Consider the following 26,844-nt stretch of genomic DNA (forward strand, 5'->3'; position numbering starts at 1 on the left):
GACGCGGCGGCGGATTCCCAGGGCGAGGACTTCCCGGCCCTGCGCGTTGATTGGTCCCGCGTGCACATTTTCTTCGGCGACGAGCGCAATGTGCCTACCTCTGACCCGGACTCAAACGAGGGCCAGGCCCGCGGCGCGCTGCTCCAGCACGTCGACATCCCCGAGCCCCACATCCACGGCTATGACCTCGGCGCCATCGCCATGGAAGCCGCCGCCCAGGCCTATGAGGCCGAGCTGGAGGAATACGCGCCTCAGGGCTTCGACCTCCATCTGCTCGGCATGGGCGGCGAGGGCCACATCAACTCTCTCTTCCCACATTCCGATGCCGTCCGTGAGACCGAGCGCCGCGTCGTCGCCGTCTCCGACTCACCCAAGCCCCCGGCCGAGCGCCTCACGCTCACGCTCCCGGCCGTGCAGTCGGCAGATCGCGTCTGGCTGCTCGTCGCCGGCGAGGCCAAGGCCGAGGCGGCCGCGCGTGTCGCCCACGGCGATGACCCCGATTACTGGCCGGCCTGCGGCGCACAAGGCCGCGTCGAGACCATCCTTTACGTCGCTGAAGACGCCGCCGGCGATATCTAAAGCCCTCGCACAGCTTTCCCGCTCGCCCTCAATCGTGGTGGGCGGGTATTTTTTTGAACATAATCGTCGAATTACGTTCAGAGTTGAGAAGNGTGGAAATCTCCGGCCCGGCTGGCGATCCCGCCGTGGACCTCGCCGCCGCGTGGCTCGCCGATCGCCTCGCCGTCGCCGTACGCCGCACCGACTGCGATATCACGCTCGGTGACACGGACCTCAACTCCGTCGCCGACCCTACCAAGGGCGACGCATACTTCCCCATTCGGAAGCTCGTCTTCTACCGCGCGAACACCGATATCACCGTCGAGGTTATCGACGAATCCACGGTGCGCGTCTCCGTCCCGGGCGCTCCCGAATCCCTCGTGGCTCTGGGCGTGCGCACCCAAGCCGAGGTCCTTTCAGAGGAGCTGCGCTACCTCCATGCAGATAAAACCTATGCCCACGCATTGCGCGCACTCAACCGCGTTTCATACTCATAACCCACATTTTTAAGGCACAATAGATAACCATGGTTACCGTTCACCGCGTCGACGACCTTCAGGATCTCATACGACAGACCGCCCTCGCTTTCATCGAGACTGTGGCCGCCGCACAGGCGCCTGGCGGCGGAGTCCATGGGGATGGCGTCGCACGCGTCGTGCTCACTGGTGGTGGCGCGGGCATCGGAATGCTCCGTGAGCTCGCCCGTCTCGACGCGGCGGCGGATTCCCAGGGCGAGGACTTCCCGGCCCTGCGCGTTGATTGGTCCCGCGTGCACATTTTCTTCGGCGACGAGCGCAATGTGCCTACCTCTGACCCGGACTCAAACGAGGGCCAGGCCCGCGGCGCGCTGCTCCAGCACGTCGACATCCCCGAGCCCCACATCCACGGCTATGACCTCGGCGCCATCGCCATGGAAGCCGCCGCCCAGGCCTATGAGGCCGAGCTGGAGGAATACGCGCCTCAGGGCTTCGACCTCCATCTGCTCGGCATGGGCGGCGAGGGCCACATCAACTCTCTCTTCCCACATTCCGATGCCGTCCGTGAGACCGAGCGCCGCGTCGTCGCCGTCTCCGACTCACCCAAGCCCCCGGCCGAGCGCCTCACGCTCACGCTCCCGGCCGTGCAGTCGGCAGATCGCGTCTGGCTGCTCGTCGCCGGCGAGGCCAAGGCCGAGGCGGCCGCGCGTGTCGCCCACGGCGATGACCCCGATTACTGGCCGGCCTGCGGCGCACAAGGCCGCGTCGAGACCATCCTTTACGTCGCTGAAGACGCCGCCGGCGATATCTAAAGCCCTCGCACAGCTTTCCCGCTCGCCCTCAATCGTGGTGGGCGGGTATTTTTTTGAACATAATCGTCGAATTACGTTCAGAGTTGAGAAGGCCTTACCCTAGTTGCCCGCCGGCCCAGCCGCGTCGGCGCGCGGCCCCGTCCTGCACAGAAGCTTTCGTGACCACGGCACCAGCTGAACCGTCATCGCCATCGACCCCGCCCCCGCCACCGAGGACCCACGAATTTCAAGGACGTGACTACTACGCATGCACTGCCCCCGAGGACGCCACGGCCGACTCCGGAGTGGCTCGAACACGGCAACCTTGACCGGAAAATTGCTTTCATTCTCAATGGCATTGCAGCCGGGCACGGCGTCACCCTGGCATAAATAATGCGGTGGTCAGCTCCCAAGTGGAGCTGGCCACCGCACGGTAGCGCGAGCTACGAGCCTATCCGGCGAAAGCCTGGATGAGGTTAAGACCAACGATGCACCCGAGCCACACGATAACCATCACGATGGTGTAGCGGTCGAGGTTCTTCTCGACGACCGTGGAACCCGACAGGTTGGACTGGACGCCGCCGCCGAAGAGGCTGGACAGGCCGCCGCCCTTGCCCTTGTGCAGAAGCACGAAGACGGACATCAGGATAGCTGCGATAACCAGAATGATCTGGAGGGTCAGAACCATGTAAACGTTCCTTGTTTGGGTGTATAAGTCTCTTCCGCGCCACGCGCCGTATGACGGCGGGCACGATTGCTTCCCTCAACAATACACGAAGCACGGGCCGGATTGAGTACCGGTCCGTGCTGGTGTTGTGCGAGCCCTACCGCTTGGCGGTCTAGAAACTACGCGTTGATAGCAGCGTTAGCTGCGAGCTTAGCGAAGTCTTCGCCGTTGAGGGAAGCGCCGCCCACGAGGCCGCCGTCGACGTCCGGCTTGCCCACGATCTCGGCGACGGAGTCAGTCTTCACGGAGCCGCCGTAGAGGATGCGGATTCCGTCAGCGACCTCGTCGCCGGCGAGCTCGCGCACGAGCTGGCGAATAGCAGCGCATACTTCCTGTGCATCGTCCGCAGACGCAACCTTGCCGGTGCCGATGGCCCAGACAGGCTCATAGGCAATGACGGTCTTCTTCAGATCCTCGGCAGACAGGCCCTCGAGGGAGAAACGGGTCTGGTTGACAACGTAGTCAACGTGGGTGCCGGCCTCACGGACAGACAGCGGCTCGCCCACGCAGACGATGGGCGAAATGCCGTGCTTGATAGCAGCGGCAGCCTTCTCCGAGACCAGCTTGTCGGTCTCGCCGTGGTACTCGCGACGCTCGGAGTGGCCCACGACAGCCCAGGTAACGCCGAGCTTGGAGAGCATCTCTCCAGAAACCTCGCCGGTGTAGGCGCCGGAATCATGCTTGGAGATGTCCTGAGCGCCGTAGGTGATCTGCAGCTTGTCGCCATCGACGACAGTCTGGACGGAGCGCAGGTCGGTGAACGGGACCATGAAGGCCACGTCGACCTTCTCGTAGTAGTCCTTAGGCAGGGCGAAGGCGAACTTCTGGACCTGGGAAATAGCCTCGAGGTGGTCGAGGTTCATCTTCCAGTTACCAGCAATAAGCGGGGTACGTGCCATGGTGTGAGGTGTCCTTTTCTAGTGGAGTTCGATTAGCGAAGTCGAGTGCGTGACGCGAGGCTTTACTTAAGCCTGCAGAACCTTGACGCCCGGCAATTCCTTGCCCTCGAGGAATTCGAGGGAAGCCCCGCCACCGGTCGAGATGTGGCTGAAGCCGTCCTCATCCAGGCCCAGCAGACGGACGGACGCGGCGGAGTCACCGCCGCCGACGACGGTGAAGGAGCCGTTGTTGGCGGTGGCGTCGATGATGGCCTGTGCGACACCCGCGGTGCCCTTGGAGAAAGCTTCCATCTCGAACACGCCCATCGGGCCGTTCCAGAACACGGTCTTGGAGGTGGCGATGACCTCGGCGAAGTGCTTGACGGACTCCGGTCCGATGTCGAGGGACATCCAGCCCTCCGGAATACCGTCGAGGCTGACGACCTTGGTCTCGGCGTCAGCAGCGAACTCGGACGCAGCGGTGAGGTCGACCGGCAGAACGAGCTTGTCGCCGAAGCGCTCGAGCAGCTCCTTGCAGGCATCAATCTGGTCTTCCTGCAGCAGGGACTTCTGAACGTTGTATCCCTGAGCGGCGAGCAGCGTGTAGCACATACCGCCACCGATGATGACCTTGTCTGCCTTGCCAGCGAGGGCCTCGATCACGCCGAGCTTGTCCGAGACCTTGGCGCCGCCGAGGACGACGACGTACGGGTGCTCTGGGTTCTCAGCGACTGTAGCGAGGGTCTCAACTTCCTTCTGCACGAGCTTGCCAGCGTAGGCCGGCAGACGCTTGGCAACGTCGTAGACAGATGCCTGTGCGCGGTGGACAACGCCGAAGCCGTCGGAGACGAAGGCGCCATTGTCAGCAGCCAGTGCGACGAGCTCATCGGCAAAGGCACCGCGCTCAGCCTCGTCCTTAGAAGTCTCGCGAGCATCGAAACGAACGTTCTCGACGAGCAGGACATCGCCGTCGTTGAGACCGTTGGCGCGCTCGTGTGCGTCCTCACCGGAGACGTCGGATGCCAGCGCGACGTACTGGCCAAGGGCCTCAGACAGCGCCTCCGCAACTGGTGCGAGTGAGTACTTCGAGTTGACTTCGCCCTTCGGGCGACCAAGGTGGGCGGTGAGGATGACCTTTGCGCCACCGTCGACGAGAGCCTTGATGGTGGGCAGCGAGGCGTTGATACGACCCGGGTCTGTGATGTTGCCGTCCTCGTCGAGCGGGACATTGAAATCAGAACGGACGAGGACGTGGCGGGACTCCACGCCTTCGGCGAGCAGATCATCGAGGGTCTTGAATGCCATGAGCATATCTCCTTGGAAGTGATTTATTAGTCGACGTTGTCGTTCGAGCTATGCAGTTTTAAAGCTAAAGGAGACGCGAATGTCGATGTGATGACGGGGCGCGCCTAGCCCCTAAAAGAATACCGGCCCGCGCGAGCCCTGGAGGGCGTTCGCGAGGGCCGGTAACTCATATCAGGTGCTTATCCGCCGAGCCGGTAATGGATGCGTGTACGTTCATGCGATTCACGAAGCGCGGCGGTGAGCAGCCTGACTCTTACAGCTTGGAGGCAACGAGCTTGGTGGTGCGGACGAGCTGGCTGGTGTAGCCCCACTCGTTGTCGTACCAGCCGAGGACCTTGACCAGGTTGCCGTTGGAGACCTTGGTCATGCCAGCGTCGAAGATGCAGCCGTGGGAGTCGGTGACGATGTCGGTGGAGACAATCGGATCCTCGGTGTAGCCCAGGGTCTCACCGAACTCGCCGGTGGCAGCTTCCTTGATGGCGGCGTTGATTTCCTCAACAGTGACGTCGCGGGATGCCTGGAAGGTCAGGTCGGTTGCGGAGCCGGTGATCACGGGAACGCGCATTGCGTAACCGTCGAGCTTGCCCTCGAGCTCCGGAAGAACCAGGGACACGGCCTTGGCAGCGCCGGTGGAGGTCGGAACCATGTTCTGGGCTGCGGCGCGAGCGCGGCGCAGGTCGCGGTGCGGAGCATCCTGAATGCGCTGGTCACCGGTGTAAGCGTGGACGGTGGTCATGAGGCCCTTCTCAATGCCGAACTTGTCGTTGAGGACCTTGGCCATCGGAGCCAGGCAGTTGGTGGTGCAGGAGGCTGCGGAGATGACGTTGTGGTTTGCAGCGTCGTAGGAGTCGGAGTTGACGCCGTAGACGAAGGTTGCGTCCACGTTCTTCGCCGGAGCGGAGATGATGACCTTCTTGGCACCAGCCTCGATGTGAGCCTTAGCAGCCTCGCCATCGGTGAAGAAGCCGGTGGACTCGATGACGACGTCGACGTTGAGGTCGGCCCAGTTCAGGTTCTTCGGGTCGCGCTCAGCGGAAGCGTGGATTTTCTTGCCGTCGACGGTGATGGACTCGTCATCGTAGGAGACCTCAGCACCGAGCTTTCCCAGCACGGAGTCGTACTTGAGCAGGTGAGCCAGGGTGTGGTTGTCGGTCAGGTCGTTAATGCCGACGATCTCCAGGTCGCCCGGGTTCTGCTGGACGGCGCGGAAGAAGTTGCGGCCGATGCGGCCGAAGCCATTGATGCCTACGCGGATAGTCACGTTAGTGTCTCCTCAAAAATTGACGTTCGTTATTCCATGGGATTACCGAGGTTTCAAGCGTCATTGTGGTCTCTCCCGCTCAACGCGCTGAGCGCCGTGCGGATTACCTATGGTGTTCTTCTGTGTGACGAAGTCCTCGACAACTTCCCAACGCTTCCGAGTCTACCGACTGTTTCCGAATGCTGCAGCAAGAAACTGCCCGTCCCCACTAAAAACCACATCAGAGTACCAGTTTCGCCATGGGATACATCACGAATCACGACGAAACACGCCGCAAATCACCAGCTAGATGGACGTATTTCCCCAATGCCCGTTTGTGTTGATTTACGTTGCGATAAATATCACCCCACACTCTGACTAAAACAAGGTAAGGCAACACCACTGAGAAGGGACTGCACCCTGGATCGTCTACCGCAGTGCTTCAAGCGGAGCAGCATCGCACCAGCCCAGGCCCAATTTCTGTATCTTTGGCTGGTTGCGCCCTTGTGAACCCCCATCCTCCATCGCGCCACAATGTGCACTCTGTCATCGGAAGCACTGCGCCCGCGTCTCGGACATGAACATTAGGCAAACACTCGGCGTTCTTCACGCCTACATACAGGAAAACGGACGCACACGGACATAAAGAAATGCCTCACGAAGTCGTGAGGCGCGTCCACAGCGACTACTCGCTGTCGTTCTTCGGTCCGTGTGCGTACTCATGCGTATCCGGAATACCGAGTTCTTCCGCACGCTTGTCGGCCATCGATAGTAGGCGTCGAATGCGGCCGGCGACGGCGTCCTTGGTCATGGGCGGATCCGCGTGGCGGCCGAGCTCCTCAAGCGACGCATCGCGAAATTTCACGCGGAGGTAGCCGGCATCTGCCAGATGCTCGGGCACGTCGTCGCCCAGAATGTCCATCGCGCGGGACACGCGATTGGCTGCGGCCTCTGCGGCACGCGCGGAACGACGCTGGTTGGCATCGTCGAAGTTCTCCAGACGCGTGTTGGAGGACTCGTGAGCCTCCGAGCGCAAGCGCTTGCGTTCCCACTCTAAGCGCGTGCGGTGCGCGCCCATCCTGGTGAGCAGGGCACCGATGGCATCCCCTTCGCGCACGACCACGCGGTCGGCGCCGCGAGTTTCTTTCGTCTTAGCGGCAATGCCCAAACGGCGCGCGCAGCCAACGAGCGCTAACGCAGCCTCTTGACGCGGGCACACAATTTCCAGAGACGACGAGCGTCCAGGTTCCGTGAGCACGCCCTGAGCAAGAAAAGCGCCGCGCCACGCAGCCTCGGCGTCGGCGACAGAACCGGAAACGACCTGCGGTGGCAAGCCGATGACGGGGTGGCCAGAGCGCGTAATGAGACCAAGGCGGCGCGTGAGTTCCTTTGCCTCGCCCACGCGCATCTGTACGCGCGGACGTTTTGACGTCGAGCCCGGTCCCACGATGTGGGTTGAGGACTTCACGCCGTAGAGATCGTCGAGGAATTCCGCGAGCCGCTTGGCCGTCACTTCATCATCGAATTCGACTTCGTAGCTCATGTGGTCGCCGTTGACGTGCAGTTCGCCAGCGAACCGAAGCATGGCCGACGCCTCTGCCGCACGCGCCGACTGACGCGGCAGCGTGACCTGGGCCAGCTCCTGTTTGACCTTTTCTGTAAGCGACAAAGCCACCTCGACGCTCCCTTTCTTCCTCGCCTTGGGTGCGAGGCTGCGGTCCGATGAATACGACATGCTTTCCTTACCTGGGGCGTAGAAAGCTGCCGGGGCACGCAGCTCCGGCACTTAAAGCGAACAATAGTCTAGCGCGCCGGGCTAGACCTCGCCGCGATAGATCTCGCCGAAGACGCGCGCAAGTTTCGCGGGATCGTGGAGACTACGGCGCCCGCCGTCCTCGTCTTGTGCGCTCACTTCAGCGAAAACCACCGCGGCGCCGAGAGAATCAGCAGCACGTCGCAGATACTTCTTCTCCGTATCCGCCAGCGGTGCAGCCGAGTCAACGACGATCCGGTCAATGTGCAGTCCTGCAGCATGCTGTGCAAGTACCTGTACATGGCGCTCCGCGGAAAAACCGTGGGTCTCCCCTGGCTCAGCGGACAGATTCAACACCACGACGCGCGGTGCGCTGGAAGCGTTAATTGCATCGACAATGTCGGGCACCAGCACGTGCGGGATGACGGAGGTGAACCACGAGCCGGGGCCAAGCGTGATGAAGTCCGCACGTGACAAGGCTTCGAGGGCTGCGGGGTTAGCAGCCGGCGCCTGCGGAAGAATGCGAACGCGGCGCACATTACCCGGCGTGGTGGCGACGGCGACCTGTCCGCGGACTGGGCGCATGACCGTCGGGTCCTCATCGAGCCCGGCGACCTCAGCCTCTATGTCAAGCGGCTGCTCGACGACCGGGTAGACGCGGCCATGCGAGCGCGTGAGACGCGCGACGATATCGAGCGCCTCCTGCATCTCCCCGACCACTTCCGTGAGTCCGGCGATGAGCAGATTGCCCACTGCGTGACCGGCAAGAGCGCCGGTTCCGCCAAAGCGGTGCTGCAACGTGGTGGCCCACAACCCTTCTTGCTCGCCGTCGTCGGCGAGGGCCGCCAGCGCCATGCGCAGGTCTCCGGGCGGGATAAGATCGAGCTCACGGCGCAGCCGGCCGGACGAGCCGCCATCATCTGCGACGGTGACGATCGCCGAGATTTTCTCCGAATCAAGGTCACGGGCGGCAAGTAGGGTTTGAAAGAGGCCATGCCCGCCGCCCAGGCAGGCGATGTGATGGGGAGTGGCAGGGAGTCGAGCCATGGGGAGTTCGCCGCTCCTTTCTAACAAGTAAGGGGTAGCGCACAGGGAGCGCACTAAGTTGGGGAAATCCTATACAATTATTATGCCGTTATTAGTAATCGGCCAAAAAGGTCGCGTCGTTACGGGGTAAGGAGTAAAGGAAAGGTTCCCCGTGAGACGCATCTGAATTTAATCGCGTGTGATGTCGCGATGGAGAACGCTGACATCGACGCGATCTTCGTCGCGCAAGCGGCGCGCGATCTCTTCAGTGACGGCCACCGAACGGTGATGCCCGCCGGTGCAGCCGATGCCGATGGTGATAAAGTTCTTTCCTTCGTGCCTGTATCCAGCAAGCATGGAGTCCAGCATGTTGATGAAACGGTCAACGAAATCCGCGGCACCTGGCTGCGAGAGAACGTAGTCGCTCACGGGCGCATCCGTGCCGCGGTATCCACGAAGCTCCGGCACCCAGTAGGGATTAGGGAGGAAACGCACGTCCATGACGAGGTCGGCGTCGCGCGGCGAACCGTGCTTGAAGCCGAAGGACTCCAGCGTGATGTGTTGCTTTTCGGAGCCCATGTTGCCGAATGCGGCCTCGATGGCCCGGCGGAGGTCATGCACCGAGAGGTTCGTGGTGTCGATGATGACGTCGGCGCGGGTACGCACGGGAGCGAGCTGCACGCGTTCGCGCTGTATGCCGTGCTTGAGGGTATCCCCGCCCTGGAGCGGGTGCGTGCGGCGGACGCCATCGAAACGACGAATGAGTACGTCGTCGCGCGCGTCCATGAACAGCACCGTCGGGCGCATATCGGCCTCTTCGAGGCCGTTGATGGTGTCGATGAGCGAACCAGGGAAGACACGGCTGCGCACGTCGACAACAACGGCGACTTTGGTCACCGGCGAGTCCTCTTGGGCGCAGAGTGTGAGCAGCTCGATGACCATGACCGACGGAATATTTTGGGCCACGTAATAGCCTTTGTCTTCAAGGACCTTGGCGGCGGTAGACAAGCCACCGCCAGACATACCCGTCAACAGGATGGGGGGAGTTTCAAACTGCGTCATATGCCCCATAGTAGACGCGCGGGGCGTACCCGCGCGCTCTAATGAAGGTGTTCGTAGACAGTTTGCGCCAATTTGGGACCAAATCCCTTGACTTCTCCAATCTCTTCCACCGATGCGAGCTTCAGCTTCTTCACGGAGCCGAAGTGCTTGACCAGATCGGTCCTGCGCTGCGGGCCAAGGCCTGGGATGGAATCGAGTACGGAGGAGCGCATGCGCTTCGAGCGCTGTTGGCGGTGGTACGTGATGGCGAAGCGGTGCGATTCGTCACGGACCTGCTGAAGCAAGTACAGCGCCTGGGAGTTGCGCGGCAGAATGACGGGGTCCTCCTCCCCCGGCACCCAGATCTCCTCGAGACGCTTGGCCAGGCCGACGAGGGTGACGTCGACGATGCCGAGCTCGTCGAAGACCTCCTGGGCCGCGGCGACCTGCGGTGCGCCACCGTCGACGATGAAGAGTTGCGGCGGGTAGGCAAAACGGCGACCGGCCTCGGCGGAGTCCTCCGCCACGGCCTCGTCACTAAACGTGGACTCCTCGACTTCCTCGTCGGGGTTCGCCAGCTTGTCTTCGTTATGCCGCTTGAAGCGGCGGCGCGTGACCTCTGCGATAGAGCCCACGTCGTTGGAGTGGCCGTCGCCGGCGGCTTCCTTGATGCGGTATCGCCGGTAATCCGACTTGCGTGGCAAGCCATCCTCGAAGACGACAAGGGAGGCCACGACGTCCGTGCCCTGGATATGCGAAATATCCGTACATTCGATGCGCAGCGGCGCCTGCTCCATGCCAAGCGCCTCTTGGATGTCCTGGAGTGCGGCCGAGCGTGCGGTGAGATCGCCCACGCGCTTGAGCTTGTGCTGGCGCAACTGTTCCTTCGCGTTCTTGCGCACGGTCTCCATGAGCGCGCGCTTGTCGCCACGCTGCGGCACGCGCAGCGAGACATGGGTGCCGCGCAGTCGCTCCAGAAGCTCTTGGACTTCCGTGGCCTCGTCCGGCATGGCCTGGACCAGGATTTCGCGTGGGATGACCTGCACCTTCTTTGCCTCCTCGTGGGAGGCTTGGTCGACGCCGCGGCGTGCGAAGTCTCCCTCGAGGGGCGCGGAGGCGCCCTCGGGCGACGGCAACGCGGTGGAGGGGGCATCGGCAAGCTTGGCGTCCTCGGCGTCCTCCTGGGCTTGACGCTCGACGGCATCGGAGTAGAACTGGATGAGGAAGTTCTGGATGACGGCGCCGACCGCCGGGTCTGGCTGGCCCTCCTCGAGGGGCTCAGAGCTGGCCTGGTCCCCGACCTTGTCCACGACCCAGCCGCGCTGGCCGCGGATGCGCCCGTCGCGGACGTGGAAAATCTGGACGGCGGCCTCGAGCTCGTCCGTCTCGACGGCAATGAGGTCCGCGTCCGTGCCGTCGGTGAAGACGACGGCTTGCTGCTCCATAATTTTATTGATGGCACCCAAGTCGTCGCGCAGGCGGGCGGCACGCTCAAACTCGAGGCTTTCCGCGGCCTCTTCCATCTCCTTGGTGAGACGACGCGTAACCGGCGCGGTATTGCCGTTCATGAAGGAGACCAGGTTATTGACAGTCTCGCGGTGCTCGGCGGGGCTCACGCGGCCGATGCACGGGGCATCGCACTTGCCAATGTAGCCAAGGAGACATGGGCGGCCGAGGGTCTGGTGACGGTTATAAACGCCCTTGGCGCACGTGCGCATGGGGAACACGCGCGTCAATAGATCGAGGGTCTCGCGCACAGCCCACGCATGGGAATACGGTCCGAAGTAGCGCACGCCCTTGCGGCGCGGGCCGCGATAGAAGAAGGCACGCGGAATCTGCTCCCCAACGGAGACGGCCAGCATGGGGTACGTCTTGTCGTCGCGGTACATGACGTTGAAGTGGGGGTCGAAGCGCTTGATCCACGTGTACTCGAGCTGGAGGGCTTCGACCTCGCTGGCGACGACGGTCCACTCCACGCTCGCAGCAGTGAGCACCATCTGGCGGGTGCGCGGGTGGAGCTGCGTAATGTCCTGGAAGTAGTTGGACAGGCGCGCGCGAAGATTCTTCGCCTTCCCGACGTAGATGACGCGCCGGTTGTCGTCACGGAATTTATAAACGCCCGGGTCCGTGGGGATAGCCCCCGGCGCCGGGCGGTACGTGGTGGGGTCGGCCATAGAGAGGCTTAATCCTCCGGCATGTAATCGGCCTCAAGGTCGCGGAAGGCCTGCACGTCGCGGATAACGGTGGCCTTATCGCCGGACTGCAAGGCCCAGACGGGAACGAATTCGAAGTTGGGCAGCTCGATGTGTGCCATGCGCGAGCCCTCCGGGAAGGACAGGCCATAGATGAGCTGCCACGGGTAGAAACGCGTGCCCACGAGGTTGCGGACCTCCACGCCGTCCGAATTCGCGCGCAGGCGCGGACGAGTGAGCATGAGCCACACGAAGAAGGAAATGATAATGCCCACGCCCGGGTAGGCGAAGCGGTCGATCGTCGTCACCGACGCGCCGGTATACGACAAGCCGACGGTCACGCCCATAAAGATATGAACGGCCATGATGACGATGACGCAGATGATAGCGATCTTGCGCAGGTACGCGGACTTTAAGGTGAGCTCCCACGGCTTGGTGGACGTCGACGCGAACGGGTCCGCGGCGGTGTACTCCAGGACTTCTTCATCCGTGAGCTCGATGCGACGCTGGGCGTCTTTCGACTGTTCAGTCATATGTAGCAGTGTCTCCTGGGCTAGGCGCGCGTGCGCGCGGTCTCTTCTACCTTACGCAGGGTGGCAACGGTATCCAACGCGGCGACCATGGCCTCCGCGCCCTTGTCTTCCACGGAGCCGTCGAAGCCCGCGCGATCCACCGCCTGCTGGTGATCGTTCGTGGTGAGCACGCCGTTGGCAATCGGCTTACCGGTATCGAGCGCAATGCGCGTAAGCCCCTGCGTGACGGAGTCGCAGACGTACTCGAAGTGTGGGGTGCCGCCGCGGATGACGCAGCCGAGCGCCACGACTGCGTCATAGTTTTGTGCTGCGCGCTGCACAACGACAGGCAGCTCGAGCGCGCCCACGACGCGGAAGGAATCCACGGTGGCGCCAGCCTCCGTGCCTGCCGCGATGGCGCGGGCTTCGAGCTGGTCGCAGATCTCCGCGTTCCACGTGGAGGTGACCACGGCGACGGTCATTCCTTGCGCGTCGACGGCCTTGACCTCGGGCAGTCCTTCTTTGCTCATTGTGGGTCTCCTCTACTTGGCGTGGTCCGCATCCCAGCGCGCGACCTGCGGTAGGTCGTGGCCCATGCGGTCGCGCTTGGTGCGCAGGTACTCAATATTATCGGCGTTGGCCTCGATTTCCAGCGGGGTGCGGCCGGTAATCTCCACGCCGAAGCCCGCCAAGCCCTCGCCCTTGGCCGGGTTATTGGTGAGCAGGTTGACGCTCTTGATGCCTAGGTCGCGCAGGACCTGGCCCGCAGCCGAGTATTCGCGCGCGTCCTCGGGCAGGCCCTGTTCAAGGTTGGCGTCAACAGTGTCGCGCCCGTTGTCCTGCAGCTCATAGGCTTTCAGCTTATTGAGCAAGCCGATGCCCCGTCCCTCTTGGCCCCGCAGGTACACGATGACGCCGCTGCCGGCGTCGTGAACTGCCTTCTGCGCGGCGTGGAGCTGCGGGCCGCAATCACAACGGTGCGAACCAAAGACGTCGCCGGTGAGGCACTCGGAATGCACGCGCACGAGGACATCCTCGGCGCCGTCGAGGGCCTTGAGGTCGCCCGCGACGAGCGCCACATGCTCTTGGCCGTCCAGGATATTACGGAAACCGAGCGCGGTGAACTCGCCGAACTCGGTGGGCAGTCGCGTCTCGACAACGCGGTCGACCTGGTTCTCGTGGTGGCGACGCCACTCGATGAGCTGCTCGATGGAGATCATCTTCAGGCCGTGGGAGTCGGCGAAGCGGCGCAGCTCCGGCGAGCGCGCCATGTCCGTGGGGTCTTCCTCGGAGACGATTTCGCACAGCACGCCAGCCGGTCGCAGGCCTGCCAGGCGGGCCAAGTCTATCGATGCCTCCGTGTGGCCGTCGCGCTCCAGTACACCGCCCGGGCGCGCGGCGAGCGGAACCACGTGGCCGGGGCGCGTGAAGTCGCCCGGGTGTGACTCGGGGTTGGCGAGCGCGAGAATGGTCTCGCAGCGCGACTTCGCGGAAATGCCCGTGGAGCCCGTCGCGAGATCGACCGTAACGGTATACGCGGTGCCGCGCACGTCCTGGTTCTTCGCCATCATGGGCGGCAGGTTGAGGCGGTCGCAGTCATCCGGGGTGAGCGGCGCACAGATGTAGCCGGAGGAATACCGCACCATGAAGGCGACGAGTTCTGGCGTGGCCTTTTCCGCGGCGAAGATGAGGTCGCCTTCGTTTTCACGGTCCTCGTTATCAACGACGACGACGGCTTTACCGACTGCGATATCTGCAATGGCTTCCTCGACGGTATCGAGGCGCACGCTCTGTTCACTCATGTCTGTCAACTCTAGTCTGGAACGCTCGTACTACTTACTTTCGGGGTGCATGTCCGCTGTATCCACGGTGAGCTGCATTTTCTCGACGTATTTGGCCAGCACGTCAACTTCAAGGTTGACGCGTGCGCCAGGTGTAAGCTCGCCCAGAATGGTCTCGCGCAGCGTGGCTGGAATAAGGGAGACCTCAAACCACGGCTCGCTCGCCCCTGGCTGGGAGATAGCCGCGACCGTGAGCGACGTACCGGAGACTGCGATGGAGCCTTTCTCCACGACATAGCGCTCCAGCTCGCGCGGCAGTTCGAAGCGCAGAACCTCCCAGTGCTCGGACGGCGTACGGCTGAGCAACCGCGCCGTGCCGTCGACGTGGCCCTGCATGATGTGGCCACCCAGGCGCGTGGTGGGTAGCAGCGCGCGCTCGAGGTTCACCGGCGCGCCCACGGTGAGCTCCCCCAGCGCCGTCCGGTTGAGCGACTCCTGCATGACATCGGCCGTAAACGTGTCGCCGTCCAGCGTCGCGACGGTCAAGCACACGCCGTTGACGGCAATGGATGCGCCGAGTTCCGCATCACTCGTCACGAGCGGACCCGTGAGGCTCAGACGCATCGCATCGCCCTGCGGCTCCATCGCGCTCACGCGGCCGACCTCTTCCACCAATCCGGTAAACAATCCCAAGCTCCTTTAATCAATTCGATTCTTCCAACGCCGCTGTGGGCGTCCTATTCCGGTTCGTTCCCTACGTGGCTGCCAAAAATCGTCTTCTGCGAACGACTTTCTCGACAATTTTCGGCAACTACGACCGCTCGACCGTGAAATCCACGACGAGATCCGCACCCAGTTCCTCCACGCGGGTGCGCCGCAACGCCAACGCATCCGTCAGAGTCGATGCGACCGGTTCGGCAAACACGCCACGCCCGGCCCCAAGCAACGTCGGCGCGATATACGCGCGCACGGCGTCGACGAATCCCTCCTGCACGAAGGAACTCGCAAGCCCCGCGCCGCCTTCGACGAGCACGTCCCGCGCCCCAGACTCCCACAGCGCGTCCAGCGCCGCGGACGGCGAGGCGTATTGCTCAAAGCCGAGCTCCTCGAGGTGCGCGGCACGCCCCTCAAGTGAACGCGCGCCCACCACGACGCGGCGCGGCTGTGCCGCGTAGAGCGAGCCATCCGCGCGGCGGGCGGTGAGCGAAGGATTATCCGCCAAAGCGGTGCCTGTGCCGATGAGGATGGCGTCGCGACGCGTACGGTCCACATGGACGTGCGCCCGCGCGTCCGGGCCGGTGATCCACTGGCTCGTGCCGTCCACCGCGGCGGTGAGACCGTCGAGGGTCTGCGCGAACTTGAGGGTCACGTGCGGGCGCCCCATCCGGATGGCGGCAAGCCACGGGACAAGGGCGTCCTCGACGGTCGCCGCCGCGGCACGCTCCTCAACGGATGCGAGGCGCGCTGGAATGCCGCGCGCGGCGAGAGTCTCGGCCCCGCCTGCGGCCTGCGGATTCGGGTCTGGATGCAAGTAGACGACAGACGCTACGCCTGCGTCCGCGAGCGCCACCGCGCACGGACCGGTGCGGCCGGTATGCGAACACGGCTCGAGCGTGACGACGGCCGTTGCGCTCTCCGCTAAAGGCCCAGCCTCGCGCAGCGCCATGACCTCGGCATGCGGCCCGCCCACGGGTTGGGTGCCGCCTACGCCCACAACCTCGCCGTTCGGAGAGACAAGCACTGCGCCCACGGGCGGGTTGGGGCTCGTCGTGCCCTTGACGCCCAGGCCCGCGGACTTGGCGAGCGCGAGCGCCTCTGCAATCGAGGCCACTACAGGGTCGCCAGCTCGCGCAGTTCAGCGACGGCCGCGGCGCGGTCATCCTGCTTGAACACGGCGGAACCGGCGACGAACGCGTCGCAGCCGGCCTCGGCGCAGGCGCGAATGGTCTCGGCGGAGACGCCGCCGTCAATCTCAATCACCGTGTCGAGCCCGCGCTCATCAATCGTCGAGCGCAGCGCACGCACCTTGTCGAGCATCTCCGGCATAAACTTCTGACCGCCGAAGCCCGGCTCCACGCTCATGACGAGCACCTCGTCAAAGTGCTCAAGCCTATCCAGCCACGGCTCGATGGGCGTGCCCGGCTTAACGGAGAACCCAGCGCGCACGCCCAGATCGCGAATCTTGCGAGCGAGCGCCAGCGCGGCCTCCTCGTTGGCGACGGCCTCGACGTGGAAGATGATGCAATCCGCGCCGGCCTTGGCGTAGGTCTCGACCCACTTCTCCGGCTCCTCGATCATGAGGTGCACGTCGAGCTCCTGCGCGGTGAGACCGTCCACCGTGGAGGTAACGTCTGGGCCAAAGGACAGGTTGGGCACGAAGTGGCCATCCATGATGTCGACGTGGAGCCAGTCGCCCGAGGCGACGGAGGCGACCTCCGTGCCCAGCTGGGCGAAGTCGGCGGCGAGAATGGACGGCGCAATAATCGGTTCAGACATGCCTAAAGTCTAGCGTGCGTGACCGCGCGCCACGGGGAACTTAGGCCCCGCGACACAGTGCGGCGAAGAACATCGCGTCCGTGCCGTGACGGTGTGGCCACATCTGCACGGACAGCTCACGGCCGGTGTCCCCCATGTCAGGGATGAGCTCGTGCGCATCGAGCTCGACGGCGCCGAGCTCTTGCTTGGCACGGTCGACGATGGCGCGGGTCTCGCGCAGGTCCGGCGAACAGGTCGAGTACACGACGATGCCGCCCGGGCGCACGAGGTTCAGCGCCGAGCTCAGGAGCTCGAACTGCAGGGGCGCGAGCTTTCCGATGTCCTCTTCTTCCTTGCGCCAGCGTGCCTCCGGGCGTCGGCGCAGGGCGCCAAGGCCCGAGCACGGCGCGTCGACGAGGACGCGGTCGAAGCCGGGCTCAAGGTCCGGTGTGCGCCCGTCGGCGACATGGACATCGACGGGCAGGCCGTCCGTGGTTTTACGCACGAGTTCGGCGCGGTGGGGCGAGACCTCAACGGCGTCGACGCGCGCACCCTCGATACGAGCGAGCGCACCCATGAGTGCCGCCTTGCCGCCGGGGCCAGCGCAGAGATCGAGCCAGCGTCCGCCATCGGTGCCCTCGATGGGGGCCTCCGCGACGGCGCGGGCGATGAGCTGCGAGCCTTCGTCCTGAACCGCGGCCAGGCCCTGCTTCACGGGTTCGAGGTCGCCCGGGTCGCCGTGCTCCATGTAGACGGCGTACGGCGAATACTTGCCTTCCTCGAAGCCGGTCATAAGCGCGAGTTCCTCGGCGGAAATTTCGCCGGGGCGGGCCACGAGGTGGACGAGCGGGCGCTGTGAGTCAGCATCGAGCGCCTCCTCGAGCTCACCGAGTCCGAGCACGCGAGAGAAGGACTCGGCGATCCAGGCCGGGTGCGCATGCTTGAACGCAAGCGCTGGAATTTCTCCGGCGGGAGCCAGCCGGTTGAGCCACGCCTCCGGAGTCGTGCGGGTAATTGTGCGCATGATGCCGTTGACAAAGCCTTTGGCCTGCTCGTGCCCGGCGGCTTCGACGAGGCGCACCGTCGTGTCGACCGCGGCGTGCGGTTCCACGCGGGTGTAGAGCACTTGGTAGGTGCCCAGGCGTAGCGCGGTGTGAACCTCGCGCGCCATGGCCTCGAGACCGCGGGTCGCGCAGCGCGCGATGACCGCATCGAGGACGCCGAGGGCGCGCAGCGTGCCATAGGTCAGTTCCGTAGCAAATGCCGCGTCACGGCCCTCGAGCTTCGCTTTACGCAGCGCCTTGGGCAGCACGAGGTTGGCAAAGGCGTCATCGGTCTCGACACGCAGCAGCGTATCGAAGGCAACGGCGCGCGGTGCGTCGACGCCTACCTGGCGCGCGGAGCGCAGGAAATCCTTGGCGGCCTGCTCACGGGAAGTTCCGCGGCGCTGCTGGCCCTGGCCCTTGCCGCGATCGCGGTTACGGGAACCGCGGTGGTCATCGCGGCGCTGGCCACGGTCGCGGCGCTCCTCGCGCCGTTCGCGGTTGTCGCGCTCGGGTTTGGGCTTGTCTCCCGACTTCGAACGGGAACGGAATCCTCCGGTCATTGGAACATCACCTCTCCACTTTCGACATCCGCGAGCGCACCACGCGCCCAGTCTGCGGCGTTCATCATTTTCTTTCCTGGCGGTTGAATCTGCCCCAAGCGTACGGTGTCCGTCGCTGTTCCGACGAAGACTGCCTTCTTGGTGACGGCGAGCTGGCCTGGGGCCAGCGGCGAGGGGGCATCGGCAAGCTGGATGGGGCCAATCTTGATGCGATCCGCCCCCAACATGGTCCAGGCCCCGGGGCCTGGGGTGTGTGCGCGGATGTGGCGATCGACGGCGAAGGCAGGCGTCGACCAGTCGATGCGCGCGTCCTCGGTCGTAATCTTGTGCGCGTACGTCGCCTCCCCCTCCTGCGGGCGCGGATCGATGATCCCGGCAGCGAGACCGTCCATTGTCGCGACAAGGAGATCGCCGCCGGCGTGGGCCAGGCGCGTGAGGAGATCGTCAGCGGTGTCCGTGTCGCGGATAGCCTCGGTCATCGTGCCGAGGACGACGCCGGTGTCGAGCCCCTCGTCGATACGGAAGGTGGTGGCACCCGTGATGTCATCGCCAGCGGCGATGGCGGCCTGGACCGGAGCGGCGCCGCGCCAGGCGGGCAACAGCGAGAAGTGCAGATTCACCCAACCGTGCGTAGGCACGTCGAGGAGATCCTTGGTAATGAGATTGCCGTAAGCGACAACCGGAATGCACTCGGGCTGGAGTTCCGCGAGACGGGCGCGCAGGGCCTGGCCGTCCTCGGTGCCGGGCCCCAGCGTGGTGGGCGTAAGCACCTCAATACCGTGCTCCATGGCCAGCGCCTTGACCGGGCTGGGGTGGAGCGTGCGGCCGCGACCCCGGCGCGCGTCGGGACGAGTAATGACGGCCACGACCTCGTGCTCGGAGGCGATGAGCTTCTCTAAAGCCACGACGGCGGGTTCGGGCGTGCCAGCAAAAATCAGTCGCATGTGGGATCTCCTTTTTACGCGTTGAACCAGTCGGAGGCGCGGACCTCGGCCATGGCCTGCTTGCGCACGTCGCCTTGGAGGCGGTCGAGGAAGAGCACGCCGTCGAGGTGATCCGTCTCGTGCTGAACGCAACGCGCCATGAGTCCGGAGACGGCCATGCCAACGGGGCGGCCGAAGACGTCGAAGCCGGAGACGCGCACCGTTTCATGGCGCACAGTTTCCGCCGAGATATCCGGAATGGACAGGCAGCCCTCGGGGCCGACCTGGAGCATGTCCCCCAGCGGCTGCCACACGGGGTTGATGAGCGCGCCACGCATCCCCGGCTGCACGTGCGAGCAGTCATAGACGAAGATGCGCTTGGTGAGCCCAATCTGGTTGGCGGCCAGGCCCACTCCGCCAGCGTCTTCCATGGTCTCGAACATGTCATTGGCGAGCCGCTCGAGACTCGAATCAAACGTGTCGATTGGCGTGGCGATGCTGGTCAAGACCGGATCGCCGTAGATGCGGATATCGCGAATGCTCAAGGTGCTGCTCGTTCTCCTGCGTAATAGTTTTTGGTAATAGACAGTCAAGTGACCAGAATAGTGCACGTCGGACCCGAAAAGCGCGACGGCCCCGCGCCGTGGGCTCTTCCTTCTCGAGAAAACTCGCAGGGCGGCGTGGACTCACGCGACAACTGAGTTGTTGCCCAGTTGCTACCTCGTCGCAGGCTGGGTACAGCCTGGCTGCTGCGTCGTTGCTGCGTCGATGCTGCGGCGGCGGACCAGGAAGAGTCCAGCCAGGGCGAGCACGAAGCCAACAAGGATGAGCATCCAGACGGTGGCGCAGGGTTGGCCAGCTCGTCCTTATCGGACGCAATTCCATGCCAGGCTATTCATTAAACGCCAAACACACGCTACGGGGGTGGAAATAAACCGTGTGAAATGCATGGTGTCATTAACACCATTAGCTTGAGAAACAACCTATTCCGATTTAACCGATGTTTATGGGGTCTACTTGGATACGCAGCGGGAGGTCGTCTTTGCGGATGCTGCGAGCGGCATTCGCTTTCCGCAGCGCGGTGCCCAGCTGTGCACGCGGCCCCAGCGGGATGCGAATGAGGACGCGTTGCGCCGGGCCGTACTTCTCCTCGTCATACTGTCCCGGCGGGGTCACTCCGACAGGCAGCAGGACCGGACCAAGGACTTCGGCATGATCGGGAAGCTCAGCGGTGCGTAAGAACTCTTCGAGCGACGCATGGGCGCCATCGACGGCAGCCATGTGGACCGCGGGCGGGAAACGCACTTCACGGCGGGCGGCGAGCTCCGCCTGCGCGGCGCCCACCATGTCCCACCGGCACAGGTAGTCGACGACGGGCAGCTCCGGCTCCGCGGTAATGATCACTTCCCCGCCCTTCATGGCAGGACTCACGAGGGTGACGGCATGCGCCCACGTATCGAGGGCGTCCTCGGTGGCGCGCATATCCTGGCGCCCAAGCAGCGCGCCGGGCTCGAGGAGCAACGCTGCGCCGTAGCGCTCCCCGCCCTCCACGTGGGGCTCGGCGCCGGGCGTGGCGATCACAAGCGCCGGCTTAAACGGGATCTCGTCTATCACCTTGTTACCGCCGGAGACGATGATCCGCGTCTTCGTAAACGCACGGCCGAGTTCCTCGGCGGTGCGCTCAGTGCCCAGGACGATGGCGCGGAGTTTGGGCGATCCGCACTCGGTGCACCGGTGCTTGGCGTCGACGCGGCCGCACCAGGCGCAGGTGGGCAGCGAGCCGCGCTCAGGGTCGGAGCCCTGCTGACTCATGCCCAGTGGGCCGCCACAGTGACGACAGCGAGCGGGGTTGCCGCAGTTGCCACACGAGAGGATGGGCGCGTAGCCCTTACGTGGGACCTGGACTAGGACGGGTTCGCCGCGTTCGAGCGCACCACGGGCGGCTTGGTACGCGGGGCCGGACACGGAGGTCGTGCCGCCGCGCATGTCGCGGGAGATAGTAAGGCCGTAGCGGCCCACCGCGGCAATCTGCGGGCAACGGGCATGCAATGTCGCGGCGCTCGCCACAAGGTCATGAGCCCAGCCAGACTCGACGAGGAGCTGGGTCTCCGCCGTGCGCGCATGGCCGGCGAGGATAAGGCTGGCATGTTCCAACGCGGAGCGCGTTGTGAGAACCTCACGGGCGTGCACGTAAGGCTTGAGCGGATCGACAAGGTTATCGTCGCCATCGTCAAGGATGACCGCCAATCGCAGGTCGTGTACAGGTGCGAAGGCGGCAGAACGCGTGCCCAGCACAATACGCGCCTGGCCCTGGAGAGCCGAAAGGTAGCGTCGGTAACGCGCCTGAGGGCCCAAGGAGTTCGCCAACGTGGTGACCTGCTTGGCGCCTACGACGGCGCGGAAAGCTGCTTCGAGACGATCGAGGGACTTCTGGTTTGGAACGACCATGAGCACTCCTCCCCCGTCGCGGGCGACCTTCGCGCCTAAGGCCGCGAGCGCGCTGGCCCAATCATCGCCGGGCGCGATCTGCCACGCGGCGCGGGCGACGTTTCCGGCGAGGACGGCATCGACAAAGGATTCACCATGGAGATAAGCGGACCATCCGGACAGGTCAGGCTCGACAGACTCGCCGAGTTCCTCCCATGGCGTGGTGAGATCTGACTCTTCCGCCTTCGCGTGGCGCGGCGGGATTGCCACGCGAATGATATCCGAGCGCGCGCCGCCGTAGCGTTTGGCAAGCGACTCCACGAGAGCAGAGAGTTTCTCCGTATAGACGGGATATGGCGAAACCACGCGGTCGATAAAGCGCAGCGTTCCTTGGAATTCAGTCTCCGCGCCGCGGGCCAGGATGATGCCGTCCTGAAGTTGGCCATTGAAGCGAATGCGCACGCGAACGCCGGGTTGGGCGACCTCGGACTCCGCCTCGTCGACGTAGTAGTCGAACGCCCGGTCCAAGTGCGCCACCCGCAACAACGGCAACACCCGCACGACCGGGTCAACGGCGGCGGGTGTTTTCTTAGGCATAGCGCTCGATTCTAGCGCGTGCGGGGGCTAGAGACCGGCGGCGGCGCGCAGCAGCGGCGCACGCGAGGTGTCCTCCCAGGGCAGGTTCACGTCGGTGCGGCCAAAGTGACCATACGCGGCGGTCGCGCGGTAGATCGGACGCAGCAGGTCAAGGTCCGCGATGATCTTGTGCGGGCGCAGGTCGAAGACCTCGTTGACGGCGGCCTGAATCTGGCCGTCGGTGAGCCCGTTCTTGGCGGTGCCGAAGGTCTCGACGTAGAGGCCGACCGGCTGGGAGCGGCCAATGGCGTAGGCCACCTGGACCTCCGCGCGGTCCGCGAGCTCAGCGGCGACGATGGTCTTCGCGACCCAACGCATGGCGTAGGCCGCAGAACGGTCGACTTTGCTCGGGTCCTTACCGGAGAAGGCGCCGCCGCCGTGGCGGGCCATGCCGCCATAGGTATCGACGATGATCTTGCGACCGGTGAGGCCCGCGTCGCCCATAGGGCCGCCGAGAATGAAGGAGCCCGACGGGTTGATGAGCAGCTTCGTCTGCTCGTCGTAGTAGCGATCAAGGTCGTTGGCCTTGATGACGTACTCGACGACCTCGGTGCGCAGCGGCTCGACGAGCCACTCGCGGTCGACCTCCGGATCGTGCTGGGTGGAGATGACGATGGTGTCGATGCGCACCGGGTTTTCGTCTTCGTCGTAGGCGAAGGTGACCTGTGTCTTGCCGTCCGGGCGCAGGTGCGGGACGATGCCCTCCTTGCGCACGGCGGTGAGGCGGCGTGCAAGGTGGTGAGCCGTGGAGATAGGCAGCGGCATGAATTCCGGGGTCTCGTTCGTGGCGTAGCCAAACATGAGGCCCTGGTCGCCGGCGCCGGTCTGCTCGAGGTCGTCACCGGCCTCGCCGGAGCGAATCTCGTCCGCGACATCGACGCCTGCGCCGATCTCCGGGGACTGTTCGCCAATGGCGACGTTGACGCCACAGGTGGTGCCGTCGAATCCGACGTCGGAGGAGATGAATCCGATGTCGACGAGGGTTTTGCGCACGAGTTGCGGGATTTCGACATAGCCCGTCGTGGAAACCTCGCCCACGACGTGGACCTGGCCGGTCGTTACGAGGGTTTCCACGGCGACGCGGGCGTGGGGGTCTTTCTCGAGCAAGGCGTCGAGGATGGTGTCGGAAATGGCGTCACAGATTTTATCGGGGTGGCCTTCAGTGACCGACTCAGACGTAAAGAGTCGGGTCGCGGTCACGGCGTTATTCGTCACGTTATGTGTGTCCTTTGTATAACAGGGGTGAATAGACGGCGCATGGTTCTGGCCCCAAGCGTTGACAAAGGGCAATATTAGACCAAGCGGTCTATCTTGGCAATTAACGCGGCCTACTCCGAGGCAATTGCATTCACGGCATCCAAGATCTGGGCCGCGACCACCTGTTTACTGCCCAGCTCCACAACGGTCGGCTCAGCACCGCGACGCAGAATCCAGCCCGAGTTCGTCGTCTGGCCGAATACTTTGCCCACGCCGACCTCATTCGCCATGAGCACGTCGCAGCCCTTGCGTTCAAACTTCGCGCGCGCGTAATCGAGCGCCGAATGCATCGCATCGCCCGTCTCCGCAGCGAAGCCAGCGATGACGACGCCGTCTTTGAGCTCACCGGCGTCGCGGCGCGCGACGAGCCCTTTGAGGATGTCCGGATTCTCCACGAGGTGCAGCGTCGCAAGCTCTTCGTCCGCGCTCCCCTTCTTCATCTTCGAGTCGGCGACGTCCGCGGGACGGTAGTCCGCCACAGCCGCAGCCATGATGATGACGTCGGCCTCCGGCGCGCGCTCGTTCATGGCGGCTTCCATCTCCCGCGTCGAGCCCACGCGTACAATCTCTGCGCCCGAGGGAGTCTCCAACACGTCCGTCGCGCCAGCCACGATGGTCACGCGCGCGCCACGCTGCGCGGCAATCTCCGCCAACGCATAGCCCTGGCGCCCCGACGAACGGTTGCCAATATAACGCACTGGGTCCACGTTCTCCTGGGTGCCGCCAGCCGAGATAAGCACGCGACGACCCTCCCAGTCGAAGGGCGTGCGATAACCGGCGAGCTCCGTGCGGACAAACTCCGCAATCTGGGACGGCTCCGGCAGGCGTCCTGGGCCAGAGTCCTTGCCCGTGAGTCGGCCATGTGCGGGCTCCATGACGGTCACACCGCGGCGGCGGAGCGTGGCGACGTTCTCCCGCGTGGCCGGGTTGTTCCACATCTCCGTGTGCATGGCAGGCACGACAATGACAGGACACGTGGCCACGAGCACCGTCGCAGTGAGCAAATCATCGGCGCGTCCGGCCACGAGGCGTGCAAGGACGTCGGCGGTAGCGGGCGCGATAACGACGGCATCGGCATGCTGGCCCACGTTGACGTGCTGGACCTCGTCGACGGCATCGAAGACCGTCGTGGAGACAGGATGGCCGGACAGGGCCTCGAAAGTCGCGGCACCGACAAACTGCAACGCGTTGGGCGTAGGCACGACGCGCACGTCGTCGCCATGCTCTTTCAAGTCGCGCACGAGATGGCAGGCTTTATAGGCGGCAATGCCTCCGGCGACGCCGACAACAATTTTTCGAGGTAATGCAGAAGCGGAAGAAGTCACGGGCCAATACTACGCGAAACCCCGCGTCCGGCCCGTGAAACGGGTAGACGCGGGGTGGTCGCGACGGAGCGAGCGGCTTACTTTCCTTCCTCGTGGTCGAGGAGGCCAGCCTGAATCTCGCGCAGGGCGATAGACAGCGGCTTCTCGCCCGGCTCCGGGGTTACCAGCGGGCCGACGAACTCGAAGACGCCGTCGTCCTGCTCCTGGTAGTAGCTGTTGATCTGTCGCGCGCGCTTCGCGGCGAAGATAACCAGCGCGTACTTGGAAGAGACCTTCTCCAGCAGCTCATCGATCGGTGGGGCGGTAATGCCCGTGGGCGGATCGAAGACCGGCTCGACCTTGGCCTCGTTGTTCACGGCGGTCACGTTAGTCACATGCACCTTTTCGTCAATTGTGGTTGTGAAAGAATTCTTTGGGCAGTCTCCGCAGCTTAAGCGGACTCTCCTTGCAGGATAGCACTGATAGCTGCGACGGCGTCATCGAGATTTTCGTTGACGATGACGGTGTCGAACTCATCTTGTGCCGCCAGCTCCTTGCGGGCTGTCTGCAGCCTGCGCTCAATGACCTCCGGCGTTTCCGTACCGCGGCCGGTGAGGCGCTCGACGAGCACCTCCCAGGACGGCGGAGCCAGGAAGACAGTGTGAGCATCGGGCAACGCAAGCTTGACGTTGCGTGCACCCGCCAGGTCTACTTCCACCAGCACGGGACGGCCGGCCGCGCGGGCCTCCGCCACAGGGCCTGCCGGCGTTCCAGAACGCTGCAGGCCTCCGTGAATCTCTGCCCATTCCAGCATGGAGCCGGAATCGATCTGAGATTGAAACTCCTCCGGAGTAACGAAGAAGTAGTCGACCCCATCGCGTTCGCCGGGACGGGGCTGGCGCGTCGTCATGGACACGCTGAAGTAGAGCTGGTCTACGTCGTTGCGCAGGCGCTGGACCACAGAGGACTTACCCACGCCGGCAGGGCCCGCCAGAACGACGAGCTCACCGTGTGTTTGTGCTCCAGACACTTCTGCCTTCTTCTAGGTCCGGGGTTTAGGACTCGTAGCCGAAGTGCTCGAGCAGGGCACGACGCTGACGGTCGCCCAGGCCGCGCAGACGGCGGGTCTGGGCGATCTCGAGGTTGTCCATGATCTCCTTGGCCTTGACCTTGCCGACCTTCGGGAGAGCCTCGAGGAGTGCGGACACCTTGGTCTTGCCGATGATCTCGTCGGTCTCGGCCTTCTCCAGGACCTCCTTGAGGTTGGTCTCGCCGCGCTTGAGTGCTGCCTTCAGCTCAGCACGAGCCTTACGGGCCTCAGCGGCCTTTGCGAGTGCTTCCTTGCGCTGCTCGTCAGTCAACTTAGGGAGTGCCACTTCGGTATCCTCCGATATTTCTAGGTGATTAATGGGTCTGCTTGGCGCTACAGGCGCCGAAGTTCTCGGTAAAAACTGCCTCTCAACGGGGCAACTCGTGCAAGTTACATCCATGGAAGCATACCGACTTCTGGCAATCCTAGCACCGGTTTTGTTCCTGCGACGATAACAGGGCCGAACGCGCCGCCACTAGTGCGACGTTGTGGCACGTCATCGCGCTGCGTGTCATAAAATACCAGCACAACGGCCTAAGGATTAAATCGAGCTGGGATTTTCTTGAAAAAACTCCCCTACCTGCGCAAATACTCCGGCCCGAAAACGCACAAAGAGCCCGGATGGCCTGCATCCGGGCTGCTCAAGGCGGTAAAAACTCTAGGCTTCCGCTCTAAACTCCGCGGCCTGGCTGCGCACCGCGTCGCACAGCGCGTCGACGCTCGGCCCGTGGCGCAGGACGGAGCGCGAAACATTGGCAAAGCCAAGCTCCGGCGCCGCCTGGGTAATAGCGAGCACGTCGCTTGCCGATGCCCCCTGCGCGCCGACGCCCGGCAAGAGCACCGGGC

The 26,844-nt window shown here is 64.0% G+C and carries 26 protein-coding genes and 1 pseudogene; 3 read left to right on the forward strand and 24 right to left on the reverse strand.

Annotated elements, in window-relative coordinates; translation table 11 throughout:
- The 3 genes from pgl (BN9444_RS08950) to pgl (BN9444_RS08960) all read left to right on the forward strand — a co-directional run.
- Nucleotides 1-579, forward strand: a 579-nt coding sequence (gene pgl / locus BN9444_RS08950; protein ID WP_068801790.1) for a 6-phosphogluconolactonase, incomplete at its 5' end; no start/stop codon positions are given.
- An 83-nt stretch (nt 580-662) separates the two neighbouring features.
- Nucleotides 663-1,055: an OpcA/G6PD domain-containing protein gene (locus tag BN9444_RS08955; RefSeq protein ID WP_077210068.1), complete on the forward strand. Its 393-nt coding sequence runs from the start codon at nt 663-665 to the stop codon at nt 1,053-1,055.
- Between the two features lie 29 nt (nt 1,056-1,084).
- Nucleotides 1,085-1,846: a 6-phosphogluconolactonase gene (gene pgl, locus BN9444_RS08960; protein ID WP_066493219.1), complete on the forward strand. Its 762-nt coding sequence runs from the start codon at nt 1,085-1,087 to the stop codon at nt 1,844-1,846.
- 430 nt (nt 1,847-2,276) lie between these two features.
- Here the strand turns inward: pgl (BN9444_RS08960) and secG are convergent, their stop codons facing one another.
- The 24 genes and pseudogenes from secG to BN9444_RS09080 all read right to left on the reverse strand — a co-directional run.
- Nucleotides 2,277-2,513, reverse strand: coding sequence for a preprotein translocase subunit SecG (gene secG / locus BN9444_RS08965; RefSeq protein ID WP_066493216.1), 237 nt, complete (start codon nt 2,511-2,513; stop codon nt 2,277-2,279).
- A gap of 158 nt (nt 2,514-2,671) precedes the next feature.
- Entirely contained in the window at nt 2,672-3,451 is a 780-nt protein-coding gene (gene tpiA, locus BN9444_RS08970) for a triose-phosphate isomerase (protein WP_066493214.1), read from the reverse strand.
- A 66-nt stretch (nt 3,452-3,517) separates the two neighbouring features.
- The gene (locus BN9444_RS08975; protein WP_066493312.1) at nt 3,518-4,735 is read right to left on the reverse strand and encodes a phosphoglycerate kinase; all 1,218 of its coding nucleotides are present in this window, start codon (nt 4,733-4,735) and stop codon (nt 3,518-3,520) included.
- Between the two features lie 253 nt (nt 4,736-4,988).
- Complete coding sequence (gap, locus tag BN9444_RS08980) at nt 4,989-5,996, reverse strand: type I glyceraldehyde-3-phosphate dehydrogenase (RefSeq protein WP_066493213.1); 1,008 nt, start codon at nt 5,994-5,996, stop codon at nt 4,989-4,991.
- A 664-nt stretch (nt 5,997-6,660) separates the two neighbouring features.
- The gene (gene whiA, locus BN9444_RS08985) at nt 6,661-7,644 is read right to left on the reverse strand and encodes a DNA-binding protein WhiA (protein ID WP_168162235.1); all 984 of its coding nucleotides are present in this window, start codon (nt 7,642-7,644) and stop codon (nt 6,661-6,663) included.
- Between the two features lie 147 nt (nt 7,645-7,791).
- Complete coding sequence (locus BN9444_RS08990) at nt 7,792-8,775, reverse strand: gluconeogenesis factor YvcK family protein (protein WP_068801792.1); 984 nt, start codon at nt 8,773-8,775, stop codon at nt 7,792-7,794.
- A 168-nt stretch (nt 8,776-8,943) separates the two neighbouring features.
- On the reverse strand, nt 8,944-9,825 hold the full coding sequence (rapZ, locus tag BN9444_RS08995) for an RNase adapter RapZ (protein WP_066493206.1): 882 nt from the start codon (nt 9,823-9,825) through the stop codon (nt 8,944-8,946).
- 29 nt (nt 9,826-9,854) lie between these two features.
- Nucleotides 9,855-11,969 (reverse strand): excinuclease ABC subunit UvrC, encoded by a 2,115-nt coding sequence (uvrC, locus tag BN9444_RS09000; protein WP_066493204.1) that lies wholly within the window; start codon nt 11,967-11,969, stop codon nt 9,855-9,857.
- Between the two features lie 8 nt (nt 11,970-11,977).
- Nucleotides 11,978-12,520, reverse strand: coding sequence for a PH domain-containing protein (locus tag BN9444_RS09005; RefSeq protein ID WP_066493202.1), 543 nt, complete (start codon nt 12,518-12,520; stop codon nt 11,978-11,980).
- Nucleotides 12,521-12,540: 20 nt separating this feature from the next.
- Complete coding sequence (ribH, locus tag BN9444_RS09010; RefSeq protein ID WP_066493198.1) at nt 12,541-13,029, reverse strand: 6,7-dimethyl-8-ribityllumazine synthase; 489 nt, start codon at nt 13,027-13,029, stop codon at nt 12,541-12,543.
- 12 nt (nt 13,030-13,041) lie between these two features.
- The gene (locus BN9444_RS09015; RefSeq protein WP_066493196.1) at nt 13,042-14,301 is read right to left on the reverse strand and encodes a bifunctional 3,4-dihydroxy-2-butanone-4-phosphate synthase/GTP cyclohydrolase II; all 1,260 of its coding nucleotides are present in this window, start codon (nt 14,299-14,301) and stop codon (nt 13,042-13,044) included.
- A gap of 30 nt (nt 14,302-14,331) precedes the next feature.
- Complete coding sequence (locus BN9444_RS09020) at nt 14,332-14,967, reverse strand: riboflavin synthase (RefSeq protein WP_066493193.1); 636 nt, start codon at nt 14,965-14,967, stop codon at nt 14,332-14,334.
- 124 nt (nt 14,968-15,091) lie between these two features.
- Nucleotides 15,092-16,111 (reverse strand): bifunctional diaminohydroxyphosphoribosylaminopyrimidine deaminase/5-amino-6-(5-phosphoribosylamino)uracil reductase RibD, encoded by a 1,020-nt coding sequence (ribD, locus tag BN9444_RS09025; RefSeq protein ID WP_068801793.1) that lies wholly within the window; start codon nt 16,109-16,111, stop codon nt 15,092-15,094.
- Complete coding sequence (gene rpe, locus BN9444_RS09030) at nt 16,111-16,776, reverse strand: ribulose-phosphate 3-epimerase (protein ID WP_068801794.1); 666 nt, start codon at nt 16,774-16,776, stop codon at nt 16,111-16,113. The genes ribD and rpe overlap by 1 nt, the downstream gene beginning before the upstream one ends.
- 40 nt (nt 16,777-16,816) lie before the next feature.
- Entirely contained in the window at nt 16,817-18,361 is a 1,545-nt protein-coding gene (locus tag BN9444_RS09035) for an RsmB/NOP family class I SAM-dependent RNA methyltransferase (RefSeq protein ID WP_068801795.1), read from the reverse strand.
- Nucleotides 18,358-19,305 carry a methionyl-tRNA formyltransferase gene (gene fmt, locus BN9444_RS09040; RefSeq protein WP_068801796.1) on the reverse strand — a complete coding sequence of 316 codons (948 nt, stop codon included), beginning with the start codon at nt 19,303-19,305 and terminating at the stop codon, nt 18,358-18,360. The genes BN9444_RS09035 and fmt overlap by 4 nt, the downstream gene beginning before the upstream one ends.
- Before the next feature lie 14 nt (nt 19,306-19,319).
- Complete coding sequence (gene def / locus BN9444_RS09045) at nt 19,320-19,829, reverse strand: peptide deformylase (RefSeq protein WP_068801797.1); 510 nt, start codon at nt 19,827-19,829, stop codon at nt 19,320-19,322.
- Between the two features lie 448 nt (nt 19,830-20,277).
- Nucleotides 20,278-22,308, reverse strand: coding sequence for a primosomal protein N' (locus BN9444_RS09050; RefSeq protein WP_066493183.1), 2,031 nt, complete (start codon nt 22,306-22,308; stop codon nt 20,278-20,280).
- A 27-nt stretch (nt 22,309-22,335) separates the two neighbouring features.
- On the reverse strand, nt 22,336-23,562 hold the full coding sequence (gene metK, locus BN9444_RS09055; RefSeq protein WP_066493180.1) for a methionine adenosyltransferase: 1,227 nt from the start codon (nt 23,560-23,562) through the stop codon (nt 22,336-22,338).
- Nucleotides 23,563-23,675: 113 nt separating this feature from the next.
- Nucleotides 23,676-24,929 carry a bifunctional phosphopantothenoylcysteine decarboxylase/phosphopantothenate--cysteine ligase CoaBC gene (gene coaBC, locus BN9444_RS09060; RefSeq protein ID WP_068801798.1) on the reverse strand — a complete coding sequence of 418 codons (1,254 nt, stop codon included), beginning with the start codon at nt 24,927-24,929 and terminating at the stop codon, nt 23,676-23,678.
- A 77-nt stretch (nt 24,930-25,006) separates the two neighbouring features.
- Nucleotides 25,007-25,303, reverse strand: coding sequence for a DNA-directed RNA polymerase subunit omega (gene rpoZ, locus BN9444_RS09065; RefSeq protein WP_066493173.1), 297 nt, complete (start codon nt 25,301-25,303; stop codon nt 25,007-25,009).
- 56 nt (nt 25,304-25,359) lie between these two features.
- Nucleotides 25,360-25,938, reverse strand: a complete 579-nt coding sequence (gene gmk / locus BN9444_RS09070) for a guanylate kinase (protein ID WP_066493168.1) — start codon at nt 25,936-25,938, stop codon at nt 25,360-25,362.
- A gap of 25 nt (nt 25,939-25,963) precedes the next feature.
- Nucleotides 25,964-26,284 (reverse strand): integration host factor, actinobacterial type, encoded by a 321-nt coding sequence (gene mihF / locus BN9444_RS09075; RefSeq protein ID WP_066493167.1) that lies wholly within the window; start codon nt 26,282-26,284, stop codon nt 25,964-25,966.
- 372 nt (nt 26,285-26,656) lie between these two features.
- Nucleotides 26,657-26,844 (reverse strand): annotated as a pseudogene (locus tag BN9444_RS09080) (orotidine-5'-phosphate decarboxylase); the annotation flags it as partial.

It is taken from the genome of Corynebacterium phoceense (assembly GCF_900092335.1).
GTDB lineage: Bacteria > Actinomycetota > Actinomycetes > Mycobacteriales > Mycobacteriaceae > Corynebacterium > Corynebacterium phoceense.